The following is a 15509-nucleotide window of genomic DNA, read 5'->3' as shown; positions in this document are numbered from 1 at the left end:
CGTCTGTTGCTGCGGTAGCCGGAAACGGCCGCCGCGCGCTTACGCCAGAAACAGCTTGCGCAGCGTGTGCGGCACGGCATCCTCGGCGTTGCTGCCAATCACTTCCAGCGTCGGCAGCGTCTCTTTCAGCCGCTGGTGGGCGTTGCGCATAATGCAGCCTTTGCCCGCCATACTCAGCATCTCCACATCGTTCATGCCGTCGCCAAACGCGATGCAGGCTTTCAGCGAATGGCCCAGCTGCTTCGCCACCGCTTCCAGCGCATGGCCTTTGGAGACGCCGCCGGCCATCACTTCCAGGCAGGTGGGCAGCGAGAAGCTTACGTTCACCCGATCGCCCCAGCGCGCTTCGATAGCCTGCTCCAGTGGAATCAGCCGCTGCGGATCCTCACAGGTGAAAAACACTTTGCTGATACCGTCCGTCGCCAGCATGCCGGGCTCATACACCTGATAGGTGAACACCGACTCGCGGAAGAAATCCACTTCATCCGGATCGTGACGGCTCATGAACCATTCATCATCGCGATAAACGTGGGTGAGAATCCGGGCATCCTGATACTGCAGGGCATACAGTTCGCTGGCGATATCCGCGTCCAGGTTATGGCTGAACACCAGCTCGCCTTCGGCGTTGTGCACGCGTGCGCCGTTTGAGGTGATCATATACGCCGGAATACCCAGCTTGTCGCGCATCTGTCCGACGTCGATATGGTGACGACCGGTGGCAAAAACAAAGTGGACGTCGCGCGCTACCAGCTGCTGCAGCGTGGTGCGCGTGAACGGCGTCAGGCGATGATCGGGGGAAAGCAGCGTGCCATCCAGGTCGGATGCAACGATGTGGTACATGTCAGCCTCGGGTATTGGTGTCAAAAGGGTCATTCAGGAAACGTGGCGCTCGAAGAAATCGACCACCGCGTTAAGCGCTTCGGCACGCATGGCGTCTGTTTCAAACAGGATCTCGTGACGCGCGCCCTGGATTACGTACGGTGTGGTGCCCTCACACGGATGTCCTGCCGCGGCCATCGCCGTACAGAACATATCCTGCGAACGGTTATCCACCACATCGTCTTCACTCGCCTGCAGCAGCAGCACGGGCGTGGTGATTTTATCGGCCTGGCTGATGATGCTGCGTCCGGCCTGGATGCCTTCACGCACCCAGTGAAAGGTTGGCCCGCCGACGCGAATGGCCGGGTCATCGGCGTAGAAACGCAGATTGCGGCGATAGCGCTCGCGGCTGTGCGTCAGGCGGTTGATGCCAAACGGGTGAGCACGCCAGCGGCCGGTGCCCGGCGCATAGCCGTCGCGCAGAACCGGTAATTTTTCTGCCCAGTCGAGAATGCGGTGGGCCAGAAACGGCGGCAGCGGCAGCACGATGCCAAACATCGGGGCGCAGAATACCGCTGCGTGAAACGCCTGCGGCTGACGCGCCAGAAACAGCGCCAGAATCGCGCCACCCATCGAGTGCGCCAGTACGTAGCGCTGCTGATAATGGTGGCCGACGATCTCTTTCAGATAGAGCGTTTCCAGATCGTCAACATAGTGGCTGAACGCCGCCACATGACCGCGATGTGAATCCGGCAGCAGGCGGTCGGAACGGCCCTGGCCACGGTGGTCAATGATCACCACATCATAGCCGCAGTGGAACAGGTCGTACGCCAGTTCCGGGTATTTGATATAGCTTTCAATGCGACCGGGAACGATCAGGATGACACGATGATGGTGCGGTGAGGTGAAACGGGCATAGCGAATCTTCAGGTTGCCGACGCCGGTAAACTCACCCTCTTCACGCTGACGCCAGAAGTCGAGCAGCGGGCCGGTGGCAAAGGCAGAAAACCCTTTTTCCCGTCCGAGCCAGCTCTGTTTATGCTGCTGCATCCGTCCCCCTGAAAAAAACGTCCCGCGCGGGTTGTCGCTGAATAGCCTGCCGCGATGTTCTGGCGTATTGTGTCACACTTCGCTCTCTTCAGGGAATGTCACGCATGACCATTGAATGGTGGTTAACCTATCTGCTTACCACAACCATCCTCAGCCTCTCACCCGGCTCAGGGGCCATCAACACCATGAGCACGGGCATCAGCCACGGCTATCGCGGGGCGGCAGCATCCATCACCGGTCTGCAGCTTGGCCTGGCGGTGCATATTGTGCTGGTGGGGGCCGGTCTCGGTGCGCTGTTTTCCCGCTCGATGCTGGCGTTTGAGGTGCTGAAGTGGGCCGGTGCCGCTTATCTGGTCTGGCTGGGCATTCAGCAGTGGCGCGCCGCGGGCGGTATCGATCTGAATGCGGTGGCGAAAGCCATGCCGCGCCGTCGCCTGTTTCAGCGCGCCCTGCTGGTCAACCTCACTAATCCCAAAAGCATTGTGTTTCTGGCCGCGCTGTTTCCGCAGTTTATTTTGCCGCACCAGCCGCAGCTGATGCAGTACCTGGTACTGGGCGTGACGACCATTGTGGTTGATGTGATTGTGATGATTGGCTATGCCACGCTGGCAACGCGTATTGCCGGCTGGATCAAAGGGCCAAAGCAGATGAAGCTGCTCAACCGGATATTTGGCGGGTTGTTTATGGCGGTAGGTGCGCTGTTAGCCAGTGCGCGGCGCATCGCCTGATGCGCAACCGGGTGCAGCTGTTGGCGCACCCGGTAAAGCAGACGTTAGCGCGAAATAATCAGATGAATGCCGAAGCCGGCAAACAGCACGCCCGCCATGCCGTCGACCCATTTCGCCATGCGCTGATATTTCTCCCGCATCCACGGCAGGGCAAAAATGGCGGCCACCAGCGTAAACCACGCGAAGGTTTCCCCGATAATCAACAGAAACAGTCCCCAGCGCGCCATCGTTCCCACATCATTACCCACAAACAGCGAGAATACGCTGCCGAAGTAGATAATCGCTTTCGGGTTGGAGAGATTGGTCAGGAACCCCTTCAGAAAGCTCATACCGCGTTTCGGCAGTGCCACTTCCGGGGGCGCGCTCTGCGGGTGACGGTGACGCTGCCGCGCCGAGCGCAGCAGTTGCCAGCCCATCCACAGCAGATACAGCCCGCCGCCCACCATGATAATCTGATGCAGCCACGCCATTTTCTGCAGGATCAGATGCAGGCCCATCAGGGCAACGCCGGCCCAGATCACAATGCCCAGCGTAATGCCAAGCACGCCCATCATCGCCTCTTTGCGTGACCGGCTGGCGGCCGTCTGCGATACAAAAAAGAAATCCGGCCCCGGGCTCATCAGCGCCACCAGATGGACCAGCGCAACGGTAGCAAATAACATCAGCATGCGTTAATTCCCTTATTCTTCATCAAGATGTTCTTTAATCATTACCAGAAACGGCCGGCCAAAACGCTCCAGTTTGCGATGCCCGACGCCGTTCACGCTGAGCATTTCTGACGCGCTGACCGGCAGCTGCTCGGCCATTTCTATCAGCGTGGCGTCGTTGAACACCACGTACGGCGGAATATTCTCTTCATCGGCAATGGCTTTGCGCAGCTTACGCAGTTTGGCAAACAGCTTGCGATCGTAGTTGCCGCCATACACCTTTGGCGCACTGCTGCGGCTTTTCACCGTGGCCACGCGCGGCACCGCCAGCATCAGCGGCACTTCCGCCCGCAGCACCGGCCGTGCGGCTTCCGTCAGCTGCAGCGCCGAATGCAGCGCAATGTTTTGGGTGACCATGCCCAGATGAATCAGCTGACGCAGCACGCTGACCCAGTGCTCCTGGCTCTGGTCCCGGCCCAGCCCGTACACCGGCAGTTTGTCGTGGCCGTTGTCGCGCAGCCGCTGATTGGTGGAGCCGCGCAGCACCTCAACGATATAGCTCATGCCAAAACGCTGCCCGGTGCGATAAATCACCGATAGCGCTTTCTGCGCTTCCACCAGCCCGTCGTAGCGGCGCGGCGGATCGAGACAGATGTCGCAGTTGCCGCAGGGCTGCTGGCGACCTTCACCAAAGTAGTTCAGTAGCACCAGGCGGCGGCAGGTTTGCGCTTCGGCAAATGCCCCCATCGCATTGAGCTTGTGGCGCTCAATGTCCTGCAGTGGCCCCGGCGCTTTCTCTTCCAGACATTTGCGCAGCCACGCCATATCCGCCGGATCGTACAGCATCATCGCTTCCGCAGGCAGGCCGTCACGCCCGGCGCGGCCGGTCTCCTGATAGTAGGATTCGATGTTGCGCGGGATATCAAAGTGCACCACAAAGCGCACGTTGGGTTTGTTGATCCCCATACCGAATGCCACGGTCGCCACCACGATCTGCAGGTCGTCACGCTGGAAGGCTTCCTGCACGCGTGCCCGCTGTTCACTGTCGATACCGGCATGATACGCCCCGACGCTGATGCCACGGCTCTGCAGGCGCGCTGCGGTGTCTTCTACCTTGGCACGGCTGTTACAGTAGATGATGCCGCTTTTGCCGCGCTGATCCTGCACATAGCGCAGCAGCTGATCGGTGGGTTTAAATTTCTCCACCAGCGTGTAGCGGATGTTCGGCCGGTCAAAACTGCTGATCTGAATCAGCGGATCGTGCATCTGCAGCAGATGCGCGATGTCGTTGCGCGTGGTTTCGTCGGCGGTCGCGGTCAGCGCCATCACCGGCAGATCCGGGAAGCGCTGGCGCAGCTGGCCAAGCGCACCGTATTCCGGGCGGAAATCATGGCCCCACTGCGAAATACAGTGCGCTTCATCTACGGCCAGCATCACCGGATTCCAGTGGTGCAGGCTGTCGAGGAAGTTGTCCATCATCAGCCGTTCCGGCGCAATGTACAGCAGCTTCAGTTTGCCGCTGCGGCAGTCAGCAAAGACCTGCTGCTGCTGCTCCCGCGTCTGCGTTGAGTTCAGGCACGCCGCCGCCACGCCGTTGGCCAGCAGCTGGTCAACCTGATCTTTCATCAGTGAAATCAGCGGAGACACCACCAGCGTCAGCCCCTCGCGCACCAGCGCCGGAATCTGATAGCACAGCGATTTGCCGCCGCCGGTTGGCATCACCACCAGACAGTCACGCCCGGCAAGGGCGGTTTCAATGATGGTTTGCTGACCCGGACGGAACTGCTGGTAGCCGAAGGTATCCTGTAATACCTGCTGCGCCAGCGTTTCCTGATTAAGCACTGCCGATGTTGCCACGGTAATCCTGTTTTGACTGGTTAGAACAGATCGTTCAGCGTAACGCCTACGCCCAGGCGCGTCTGGCGATGGTTATAGTCGATAAGCGATTCGCCATAGCCGCTGAACAGCTGCGTATAAAAACGCACATGTTCGGTGATGGGATAGCTCCAGGCGAAGGTTGCGCCGCCATAGCCGCTATTCCAGTTGTAGTTGCCTTCCACGCTGAAAATACTGTCGCCCAGCATATAGCCAAGCTTCGCGCGGTAGTAACCCATGTATTTGGTGATGTCCGGATTGTCGTCATTGCTGGCGCTCTCCGGCAGGCGGTACCAGGGCTTGATCTCCGCCAGGAAATTGCCGTTTTCCGCCATCAGACGGGCATAGACCCGGTTCCAGCTGCGGGATGTCGGATCGCTGCGGCCGTTCGACTCATGGTTCAGGCCCAGTTCGACATCGCGCAGCGTCCAGCCGCCCAGGGAGTAATCGGTCGCCCAGCCGAGGAAAATCTGCGGCTCATAGTTGGTTTCACGGAAAGGTGACGATGCGCCGCGGTTCGACAGCTGCCACCACGAACGCTGAGTATAAGATGCCGCCAGTACCGAGTTGTCGCCCAGAATGCCACGCCACAGTGGAAATGCCAGGCTGAGCTGGAATTTTACTTCATCTTTTTTCGCTTTGTCTGCCCAGCTGTAAGAAGAGATTGCCTCTTTATTCATATCGCTGGTGTAGGTGTAAAGCAGGTAGTTGTTTTCATAAGGATAAAGCACGAACGGGTTATCGTGTTTTTCCAGCAGGTTAGCAATAATGCTGCCCTTCACTGCCGGTGCGTCATGCACCTCTTTGATGGTGGCTTCATCAGCCTGCGCCAGCGCAGGCATGGCTAATGCCGCGGCCAGCAAGGCGTATTGCTTACGCATAAAATTCTCCAGTGCGCTGCTCAGGGATATCGTCGGGGCGACGGTGTAAAAAGCAGGTCATTCTACACGCAAAGCGGCGGGTTGATTAGCCTCGTTTTCGGAAACTGGAAAGCCGCCGGAACGCGGCATAATATACACAATTCTTTAACATCTGAAGGCCAGGAATTATGTCATCTGCGATGCTGACACAGCAGGAAGCGCGCCGGCTGATCGGCGAAATTTTTGTCTACCACATGCCGTTTAATCAGGCGCTGGGTCTGGAGCTGGATCGGCTGGAGGCCAGCTACGCTGAACTCGGCTTTGCCAATAAAACCATGCTGGTGGGCAATGCCGCGCAGCAGATTCTGCACGGCGGGGTTATTGCTTCCGTGCTGGATGTGGCTGCCGGGCTGGTGTGCGTCAGCCATGCGCTGTCGCGCCAGGAGAGCATCAGCGAAGCGGAGCTGCGCCAGCGTCTGTCCCGTATGGGCACGATTGATATGCGCGTAGACTATCTGCGCCCCGGCCGCGGTGAACGCTTTGTTGCCGCCAGCAGCCTGCTGCGTGCCGGTAACAAAGTGGCGGTTGCCCGTGTGGAGCTGCACAACCAGCAGGGCGATTATATCGCCACCGCTACCGCCACCTATCTGATTGGTTAACCCCGTGCGGCGCGCTCTGGCCCGCCGCCTTACCGGAAAACAACATGGATTCGCAACAAACCCGCCACGGCATTTTTTATGCGCTGGGCGCCTATTTTATCTGGGGCATTGCCCCGGCCTACTTCAAGCTGATCAGGGAAGTACCGCCCACGGAGATCATGACGCATCGCGTAATCTGGTCAGCGCTGTTTATGCTGGTGCTAATCACCGTCAGCCGCGGCTGGCACCAGGTGCGCAACGTCATCGCCCAGCCCAAAAAAGTGCTGCTGCTGGCGTTCACCGCGCTGACTGTTGGCGCTAACTGGCTGCTGTTTATCTGGGCGGTGAACAATCAGCACATGCTGGAAGCCAGCCTGGGCTACTTCATCAACCCGCTGATTAACGTTGTGTTTGGCATGCTGTTTCTGCGTGAGCGCTTTCGTCGTCTGCAGTGGCTGGCGGTCGCGCTGGCGGCGACCGGCGTGCTGGTGCAGCTATGGCAGTTCGGTTCGCTGCCGGTGATTGGTCTGGGGCTGGCGCTGAGTTTTGCCCTCTACGGGCTGGTGCGGAAGAAGATTCAGGTTGATGCGCAGAGCGGTATGCTGATTGAAACCGCCTGGCTGTTTCCGCTGGCCGCGCTCTATCTGTTCGGCTTTGCCGACAGCGCCACCAGCCACCTCAGCGCCAATCCGCTCAGCCTGAATCTGAAGCTGATTGCCGCCGGCATCATTACCACCATCCCGCTGATGCTGTTCGCCGCCGCCTGTGCGCGCCTGCGGCTCTCGACCGTGGGCTTTTTCCAGTACCTCGGCCCGACGCTGATGTTCCTGCTGGCGGTGCTGTTCTATGGCGAAAGCCTGACGCCGGACAAAATGGTTACCTTTGGTTTTATCTGGCTGGCGCTGGCGCTGTTTATCCTTGACGCCGTGCTGTTTTCAGCGCGAACCCGCGTGCGCAAAGCGTGAGATAAAACGCGCCATCGCCGGGCCGGTCAGCAGAATGGTGAACAGGCGCAGCGTCTGTAGGGCCATGACAAAGGCAATGTCGACCCGGCTGCCCGCGGCAATGATCGCCACCGTGTCCAGCCCGCCCGGGCTGGTGGCGAGATAGGCGGTCATCAGGTCAACATGCAGCACGCGCGTCAGCATCCATGCCAGGCCGCCGCACAGCAGCATCAGGCCAATCACCGATGCAATCATCTGCGGCAGCGTGCGCAGCGCCAGCAGGAAAATCGGCCGGGTAAAGCGCAGCCCCACGCTCCAGCCAATCAGCGCATAGGCCAGCGCCAGCAGCCACTCCGGTACCTGCAGGGTAGCCACCCCGGTGCCCTGCAGCGTGGCACCCGCCAGTGCCGGCAGCAGCAGCGCGCCGGAAGGAATACGCCATCGCTGTCCAAGCCACGCACCCGCCACCATGACCAGCAGCGTCAGCAGAAAGCCACTGTGCAGCGCCGGGAACCACAGCGTCTGCGCCGTGTCGCCGTCGCTGCCGAGGCCAATGCGCGCCACCACCGCCGCCGCCGTGGCGACAAACAGCACGCGCAGATACTGCATAAACGCCACCAGACGCACGTCCGCGCCAAAATCGCCGGCCATTGCGACCATGGCCGATGCGCCGCCGGGCGACGATCCCCATGCGCCGGTGGGTCCCGGCAGATCGCTGAAGCGGACCAGCAAAAAACCGGAGAGCCCGCTGGCGGCCAGCGTCAGCAGCAGCACGGCCAGTACCACCGGCCAGTCCTGCAGAAGCGGGGTGAGAATCGAAGGAGAGAGGCTCTGACCAATCATGCAGCCCAGCACCGCCTGCGCCAGCACGAAAAAACGTTTATCGATGCGCACCGTAGCACCGCACAGGCCCATAACGGTGCCCACGATCATCGGGCCCAGCAGCAGCGCCGCTGGCAGGTGAAACAGCTGGAGCACAAGGCCCAGCACAAGGGAAGCCGTCAGCAGTAGCGTCCACTGCAGCCGCAAAGAGAAACGCGTCATAAGGTGGCAATCAGAAAATGAGCAGAGGCAACAGGTTAGCAGATTTGCGTCAGCGCGTCAGAGCAGGAACCCATCCGCCGCGGAAAGCAACGGAAGCAAGGCGCCTTAACGCCGGGTGCGCGCGGCTGCGCACCCGCGCAGATTAGAGCCAGTTTTTACGTTTGAAGTAGAGGTAGGGAGCCAGGCCGGCGAGGATCATCAGGCCAATCGCGCCCGGATAGCCAAAGCTCCACTTCAGCTCCGGCATAAACTCGAAGTTCATACCGTAGCTGGAGGCCACCAGCGTAGGCGGCAGGAACACCACGGAGACCACCGAGAAGATTTTGATAATGCGGTTCTGCTCGATGTTGATAAAGCCCATGGCCGCCTGCATCAGGAAGTTCACCTTCTGAAACAGCGATTCGTTATGCGGCAGCAGCGATTCGATATCGCGCAGGATCTCCCGCGCCTGCTCCAGCTGATTTGCCGGCAACCGCGCTTTACGCACCAGGAAGTTCAGCGCGCGCTGCGTATCCATCAGACACAGACGCACCTTCCAGCCGATGTCTTCCAGCTCGGCAAGGCGTGACAGCGCGTCGTCGTACTCTTCGCCCTGCTGACCTTCCATGATGACGCGGCTGAGTTTCTCCAGCGCGCTGTAAATGTTCTCGATCTCATCCGCCAGCTGTTCGATTTTGGTTTCAAACAGATCCAGCAGCAGCTCATAGGCGTTGCCGTCACTCAGCTGCTGGTTGCGCGCACGCATGCGGTAGAGGCGGAACGCCGGCAGTTCACGCTCACGCAGCGTATAAAGGCGATCTTCGCGAATGGTAAAGGCCACCGTGGAGTTGCCGGCGTGGTCTTCCGCATCTTCGAAGAAGAAGAAGGAGTGAATATGCAGGCCATCTTCGTCTTCGAAGAAACGTGCCGAGGCTTCGATGTCTTCCAGCTCAGGTCGCGTGGCCAGGCTCTGCCCCAGCTCGGTTTGCACGCGCTCACGCTCGCTGTCATCAGGTTCGATCAGATCGACCCACACCGAGGTGTTCAGGTTATCGTTATGGTCTTCCAGCTCAATACGCGTCAGACGATCGCGTTCAAGTTTAAATGCGCTCAGCATAGCAATACTCCCCATTGCAGATGGAATGGGACAAGGCGGTGAACCGGTGCACCAGAGGCACAACGGGCACGGCAAAGCCTGAACGCGGAAACTTTCGCTTCAAGGGTAAATCAGTGCTGACTCATGCGACGGGATAGAAAAGGGAGGTCGCTGATAACCGCTAAGGCTACCAGCGTAAAGAGGTAGCCTTAGATGTTCCTGTTAACCAGGGGGTAGAGCCAGCATCGACTGGGCGCGTCCAAGGCATTGTCCTCTCATGATAATAGTGCGCGCATGTTACGCTGAGACGAAAAAGTCGTCAAGGTAGCGCAGCCGCACTAGAGGGTTTCCAGCCGGGCATAAGCCGCCACCAGCCATTTGATGCCCTGCCCCTGAAACGCAACCTGCAGGCGGCTGTGTTCGCCGCTGCCTTCCAGGTTAACGATGGTGCCTTCACCGAACTTCGCATGCCGCACGCGCTGGCCGAGCGTGAAACCACTGTCATTTTTCGCCACCGGCGTGCCCATGCGCTGATGGCTGACCGGACGGCTGACGCTGGCGCGCAGCCGCACTTCCTCCACGCACTCTTCCGGCAGTTCGCCGATAAACCGTGATGGGCGGTGATACACTTCCTTACCATAAAGCCGGCGGGTCTCGGCGTAGGTCAGCGTCAGCTTCTGCATGGCGCGCGTTACGCCAACGTAGGCCAGACGTCGCTCCTCTTCCAGCCGCCCGCCTTCATCCAGCGACATCTGGCTCGGGAACATGCCCTCTTCCATGCCGACGATAAACACCTGGCTGAACTCCAGCCCTTTGGCCGAGTGCAGCGTCATCAGCTGCACCGCATCCTGCCACTTGTCCGCCTGGCCTTCACCGGCCTCCAGCGCGGCATGGGATAAGAACGCCTGCAGCGGCATCAGGTCTTCATCTTCATCCTGATAGCTGAACTGGCGCGTGGCGGTGACCAGCTCTTCTAAGTTTTCGATGCGCGCCTGGCCCTTTTCGCCCTTCTCCTGCTCGTACATCAGCCACAAGCCGGAGTCTTTGATTACGCGGTCGGTCTGCACGTGCAGCGGCATCTCTGCTGTTTCACTGGCAAGTGCATCTACCAGCTCGCAGAAGCGCTGCAGCGCCGAGGCGGCCCGTCCGGCCAGCGCTTTGGCCTGCAGCAGCTCACGCGTCGCCTGCCACAGCGTCAGCTGACGTTCGCGCGCCGTCTGGCGCACCACGTCCAGCGTGCGATCGCCCACGCCGCGCGTCGGCGTGTTCACCACGCGCTCAAAAGCCGCATCGTCATTGCGATTCGCCAGCAGACGCAGATAGGCCAGGGCGTCTTTGATCTCCTGGCGTTCGAAGAAGCGCATGCCACCGTAGATGCGGTACGGCATGCTGCCCTGCAGTAACGCCTCTTCCAGCACGCGCGACTGGGCGTTGCTGCGATAGAGAATGGCGCAGTCCTGCAGCGCGTTGCCGTTCTCATGCCAGGTTTTGATGCGGTTAACGACATAGCGCGCTTCGTCCAGCTCGTTGAAGGCGCAGTACAGCGCAATCTTTTCGCCGTCGCTGCCGTCCGTCCACAGCTCTTTACCCAGACGGCCATTGTTATTGGCAATCAGGGCGTTAGCCGCTTTCAGAATCGTATTGGTCGAGCGATAGTTTTGCTCCAGGCGAATCGTCTCTGCGCCAGGGAAATCCTGCAGAAAACGCTGAATGTTTTCGACCTGCGCGCCACGCCAGCCATAAATGGACTGATCGTCATCGCCCACAATGATCACCCGGCCACTGTCGCCGGCCAGCATTCGAATCCACGCGTACTGGATATTGTTGGTGTCCTGAAATTCATCCACCAGGATATTGCTGAACCGCTCGCGGTAGTGATGAAGAATCTGCGGTTTATTGAGCCACAGCTCGTGCGCCCGCAGCAGCAGTTCGGCAAAATCGACCAGACCGGCCCGGTCGCAGGCTTCCTGATAAGCCTGATAAATGCGCAGCCAGGTTTGCTCTACCGGATTGCCATAGCTTTCGATGTGTTTTGGCCGCAGACCTTCATCTTTTTTGCCGTTGATGTACCACATCCCCTGACGCGCAGGCCACTGCTTCTCATCGAGATTCATCGCCTTGATCAGGCGCTTCAGCAGGCGCAGCTGATCTTCGCTGTCGAGAATCTGGAAATCCTGCGGCAGACCGGCATCCAGGTGATGCGCGCGCAGTAAACGGTGCGCCAGACCGTGGAAGGTACCGATCCACATGCCGCCCTGGCTGGTACCGATCAGCTGTTCGATACGATGGCGCATTTCTGCCGCCGCTTTGTTGGTGAACGTCACCGCCATGATGGAGTACGGCGAGCAGTTCTCCACCGACAGCAGCCAGGCGATGCGGTGCACCAGCACGCGCGTTTTGCCACTGCCTGCTCCGGCCAGCACCAGCAGGTTGCTGCGCGGTGCGGCGACCGCCTCGCGCTGTTTATCATTCAAGCCGTCAAGCAGATCAGAAACGTCCATAAGTACCGTTCTCGCAAGGAGTGTGAGGCGTATCCGGCATCCTTCGATGGGCAGCCGGGCGGCGCGCCGTGGCGGCTATCCGTCAGGTAACCGGGCCGGCCGCTCGCGGCTCGCGCGACGGCAAGCCGAAGGATGGCAGATACAACTGTATAAATTTACATGCGTGGATTATAACAGCGAGGTCAGCGATGCCAACTGATGAATTTCCACATGCGGCACCTGACGTGCATCCGCCATCTGCATCAGATTGCCGCCGCGCAGGTTGATCCAGCAGGCCTGCAGGCCGGCGCGCAGCGCACCGGCGACATCGGTGGTGAGATCATCACCAACGTGCAGTATCTGTCCCGGCGGCAGGGCCAGCCGCCCGGCTGCAAGGTGATACATATCCTGCCACGGTTTCGCCCGTCCATGCGGCCCGGCGCGCAGCGCAAAGTGAAAATAGTGGCTGATACCCAGTTTTTCCGGGTCAGCATTACCGTTGGTGATGGCCACCAGCGGCACGCGTTCAGCCAGCCAGGCCAGCGTCTGATGCGTCTCTTCCGGCATCTCTACCACGCTGCGCCACTGATGAAACACCTTCATCACTTCATGCGAACCTGCCGTGGCTTCCGCCGCGGGCAGCCCGACGTTGCTGAGCGCCAGCTCCACCGAGCGGCGACGCCATTCAGACACATCGTGATAAATCTCCGGCTCGCGTGCCAGCAACTCATCACGCAGCGCCTGATACTGCGCCGGGGTAAAATCACGCAGTGCCGGATGATAAGCCTGCAGCGCGGCGTGGGATTCCAGCGCGGTCTTGCGGATCACCGGATGGTTATCATACAGCGTATCGTCGAGATCAAAGGTGATCGCGCGGATCGCGCCGAGCGGACGATAAAACTTCATTAAGACTTCCCTCGTTTGGCACGTGGATGCGCTGCATCATACACCGACGCCAGATGCTGGAAATCCAGGTGGGTGTAGATCTGCGTGGTGGAAAGGTTGGCGTGGCCAAGCAGTTCCTGTACCGCGCGCAGATCGCCGCTCGATTCCAGCAGATGGGTGGCAAAAGAGTGACGCAGCTTGTGGGGATGAATGTGGCTGGCAACGCCCTGTTTGATGCCCCATTCGGCAAAGCGCTTTTGTACGTTACGCGCGGAAATGCGGCTGCCGCGCGTGGAAACAAACACCGCATCATCCTGAGGCGCAAAACCACTGCGCAGCGGCAGCCAGTGCTGCAGCCAGGTCACGGCGGTGCCACCAATCGGCACGCGGCGCTCCTTGCTGCCTTTACCCACCACCCAGACTTCGCCGGCCTCCAGATCCAGATGGCGGCAATCCATCCCTGTCAGTTCCGACAGACGCAAACCGCCGCCGTACATCGTCTCCAGCATGGCGCGATCGCGCACCGCCAGCGGGTCGCTCAGGTCGATTTCCAGCAGCTGACTGACTTCATCGACATCCATATTTTTAGGCAGATGGCGTGCGTTGCGCGGGGTCGCAATGCCTTTTGCCGGATTGGCGCTCAGCATGCCCTGGCTGACCTGCCAGTCGAGAAAGCTGCGCAGCGCCGACATGCGTAACGCCAGGCTGCTGGCCTGCAGGCCGCCGCGCCGGCTGCGGGCCGCCAGCTGGCGTACCTGTGCCGGTTCCAGCTGCGTCCACGCCGTCAGGCGCATCTCATCGGCCATGGCGATGATTGCCTGCAGCTGACGGGCATAATTTTTTTGCGTAAGCGGGCTGAGCTGGCGTTCAACTTTTAGATAACGCAGAAAGCCCTCAACGGCCGGCAGCAGCGGGCTGGGGCTGCTCATGCCCGTTCAACCCAGCGCGCCAGCAGGTCCGGCAGCATTTGTGCCAGATGCTGCAGCAGCAGCGTGCCCATGCCCGCCTGATAGTGCTGATTGTCCCGGCTGCTGAAGATCAGCACGCCCAGATCGCCGCGCTCACCCATCAGCGACATCGCCACTGAACCGATGGCTTTGCCCTGCGGCAGCAGCAGCAGCAGCTCCGGGCCGTTCAGGCTACCGAGGTAGTGGTGTTCATGACCAAAGCGCTGAATGCGCAGCGGCTCAAAAGCCTGCCGGGACAGGCCCAGCTGGGTAAAATCAGAGGGCGCACCAATGTGCCATTTGTCGCTGAACAGCCGCACGTTCGCCCCCGCCAGCCCCAGCTCGCGTGCCCAGCGATGCAGGCGCGTCAGCATCTCCTGCAGGCTATCCGCCGCCGCCAGGTGGCTTTGCAGCGACAGCAGGCGATCAAACAGCTGATGGTTAGCCGTGGCCTGCTCCATCAGCAGCGTAATCTCCTCTTCCAGCTGCTGGATATGGTTGCGCTGGCGCGCCATGTGCCACTCCACCAGCGACACGCTGCCGCGCACCGGATGCGGCACCATCATCTGCTCAACCTTACGGGCGTTCCGGATAAAGAAATCGGGGTTCTGGCGCAGAAAAGCGCTGACCGAGTGATCGTCCAGCAAAACCGGGCTATCGGTTTGCTCGTCGATATTTTTCATAGATGAATAAACCCATCGTAAACATGTGTGGCCGGACCGGTCATAAACAGGGGCTGTCCTGGCCCTTTCCAGGCGATATGCAGCGTGCCGCCGGGCAGATCGACGCGCACATTCTCCGCCAGGATGCCCTGCTGAATGCCGCACGCCACTGCGGCACAGGCGCCGCTGCCGCAGGCCTGCGTTTCGCCGGCACCGCGTTCATACACGCGCAGGCGAATGTGCTCCGGATTGACCACTTCCATAAAGCCAACGTTGACGCGTTCCGGGAAGCGTTCATGGCTTTCCAGCGCCGGCCCCAGCGTTTCCACCGCTGCGGTTGTGACGCTCTCCACCTGCATCACGCAGTGCGGATTACCCATAGAAACGGCACCAAACATCACCGTTTGCTCGGCAACGCGCTGCAGATAGAGGTTTTCTGCTTTGTTGGCACGCAGGGGCACCTGCTGCGGATCAAAATTGGGTTCACCCATATTCACGCGCACCAGCTCTTCGCTGTTAACGCTGAGCACCATGCGTCCGGTCTGGGTGCTGACGCGGATGTCGCTTTTGTTGGTCAGCCCTTTCAGCCGCACAAAGCGGGCGAAGCAGCGCGCGCCGTTGCCGCACTGCGCCACTTCACTGCCGTCAGCGTTGAAAATGCGATAGTGGAAATCAAGGTCCGGATCGTAGGGCGGCTCGACGATCAATAGCTGATCAAAACCGATCCCCAGATGCCGATCCGCCAGCCGGCGAATCAGTTCCGGCGAAAAAAAGACGTTTTGCGTCACGGCGTCCACGACCATGAAATCGTTACCGAGACCGTGCATTTTCGAGAACTGCATTTTCTGCTCCGCC

15 protein-coding genes are annotated in these 15509 nt (G+C 60.0%); 3 read left to right on the top strand and 12 right to left on the bottom strand.

From position 1 onward, the window contains the following. Positions 1-39: 39 nt before the first annotated feature. Positions 40-840, bottom strand: coding sequence for a sugar/pyridoxal phosphate phosphatase YigL (gene yigL, locus D8B20_RS00750; protein ID WP_145886226.1), 801 nt, complete (start codon positions 838-840; stop codon positions 40-42). 33 nt (positions 841-873) lie between these two features. After that, positions 874-1869, bottom strand: a complete 996-nt coding sequence (pldB, locus tag D8B20_RS00745; RefSeq protein WP_145886224.1) for a lysophospholipase L2 — start codon at positions 1867-1869, stop codon at positions 874-876. A 104-nt stretch (positions 1870-1973) separates the two neighbouring features. On the opposite strand from pldB, the gene rhtB reads away from it, so the two are divergent. Next, positions 1974-2597, top strand: a complete 624-nt coding sequence (gene rhtB / locus D8B20_RS00740; protein ID WP_145886222.1) for a homoserine/homoserine lactone efflux protein — start codon at positions 1974-1976, stop codon at positions 2595-2597. 44 nt (positions 2598-2641) lie between these two features. Here rhtB and rhtC read toward each other — a convergent pair whose 3' ends face one another. Genes rhtC through pldA form a run of 3 tightly spaced genes read right to left on the bottom strand, consistent with a single transcriptional unit; the run spans position 2642 to position 6000 of the window. Next, complete coding sequence (gene rhtC, locus D8B20_RS00735; RefSeq protein WP_145886220.1) at positions 2642-3265, bottom strand: threonine export protein RhtC; 624 nt, start codon at positions 3263-3265, stop codon at positions 2642-2644. A gap of 12 nt (positions 3266-3277) precedes the next feature. Beyond that, positions 3278-5101: an ATP-dependent DNA helicase RecQ gene (recQ, locus tag D8B20_RS00730; RefSeq protein ID WP_145886218.1), complete on the bottom strand. Its 1824-nt coding sequence runs from the start codon at positions 5099-5101 to the stop codon at positions 3278-3280. Positions 5102-5121: 20 nt separating this feature from the next. Then, complete coding sequence (gene pldA / locus D8B20_RS00725) at positions 5122-6000, bottom strand: phospholipase A (RefSeq protein WP_145886216.1); 879 nt, start codon at positions 5998-6000, stop codon at positions 5122-5124. 167 nt (positions 6001-6167) lie between these two features. Between pldA and D8B20_RS00720 the strand changes: the two genes are divergently transcribed. Both D8B20_RS00720 and rarD read left to right on the top strand, forming a co-directional pair. Beyond that, positions 6168-6638, top strand: a complete 471-nt coding sequence (locus tag D8B20_RS00720) for a thioesterase family protein (RefSeq protein ID WP_145886214.1) — start codon at positions 6168-6170, stop codon at positions 6636-6638. Positions 6639-6682: 44 nt separating this feature from the next. Continuing rightward, positions 6683-7582: an EamA family transporter RarD gene (gene rarD / locus D8B20_RS00715; protein ID WP_145886212.1), complete on the top strand. Its 900-nt coding sequence runs from the start codon at positions 6683-6685 to the stop codon at positions 7580-7582. On the opposite strand, the gene D8B20_RS00710 is transcribed toward rarD, so the two are convergent. The 7 genes from D8B20_RS00710 to dapF form a co-directional block, all read right to left on the bottom strand. Beyond that, positions 7553-8605, bottom strand: coding sequence for an AbrB family transcriptional regulator (locus tag D8B20_RS00710; protein ID WP_145886210.1), 1053 nt, complete (start codon positions 8603-8605; stop codon positions 7553-7555). The two genes, rarD and D8B20_RS00710, sit on opposite strands and share 30 nt — an antisense overlap. 142 nt (positions 8606-8747) lie before the next feature. Further along, positions 8748-9701 carry a magnesium/cobalt transporter CorA gene (corA, locus tag D8B20_RS00705; protein ID WP_145886208.1) on the bottom strand — a complete coding sequence of 318 codons (954 nt, stop codon included), beginning with the start codon at positions 9699-9701 and terminating at the stop codon, positions 8748-8750. A gap of 317 nt (positions 9702-10018) precedes the next feature. Continuing rightward, a complete protein-coding gene (gene uvrD / locus D8B20_RS00700; RefSeq protein ID WP_145886206.1) occupies positions 10019-12181 on the bottom strand; it encodes a DNA helicase II in 2163 nt (720 codons plus the stop codon). A gap of 168 nt (positions 12182-12349) precedes the next feature. Continuing rightward, positions 12350-13066: a 5-amino-6-(5-phospho-D-ribitylamino)uracil phosphatase YigB gene (yigB, locus tag D8B20_RS00695; protein WP_145886204.1), complete on the bottom strand. Its 717-nt coding sequence runs from the start codon at positions 13064-13066 to the stop codon at positions 12350-12352. Next, positions 13066-13974, bottom strand: a complete 909-nt coding sequence (xerC, locus tag D8B20_RS00690) for a tyrosine recombinase XerC (protein WP_145886202.1) — start codon at positions 13972-13974, stop codon at positions 13066-13068. The genes yigB and xerC overlap by 1 nt, the downstream gene beginning before the upstream one ends. Then, the gene (locus D8B20_RS00685) at positions 13971-14675 is read right to left on the bottom strand and encodes a DUF484 domain-containing protein (RefSeq protein ID WP_145886200.1); all 705 of its coding nucleotides are present in this window, start codon (positions 14673-14675) and stop codon (positions 13971-13973) included. The genes xerC and D8B20_RS00685 overlap by 4 nt, the downstream gene beginning before the upstream one ends. Then, positions 14672-15496: a diaminopimelate epimerase gene (gene dapF / locus D8B20_RS00680; RefSeq protein ID WP_145886198.1), complete on the bottom strand. Its 825-nt coding sequence runs from the start codon at positions 15494-15496 to the stop codon at positions 14672-14674. Before dapF ends, D8B20_RS00685 begins: the two co-directional genes overlap by 4 nt. Positions 15497-15509 lie beyond the last annotated feature (13 nt).

Source organism: Candidatus Pantoea soli, assembly GCF_007833795.1.
GTDB lineage: Bacteria > Pseudomonadota > Gammaproteobacteria > Enterobacterales > Enterobacteriaceae > Pantoea > Pantoea soli.
This window is presented reverse-complemented; position numbering and strand designations above follow the sequence as displayed.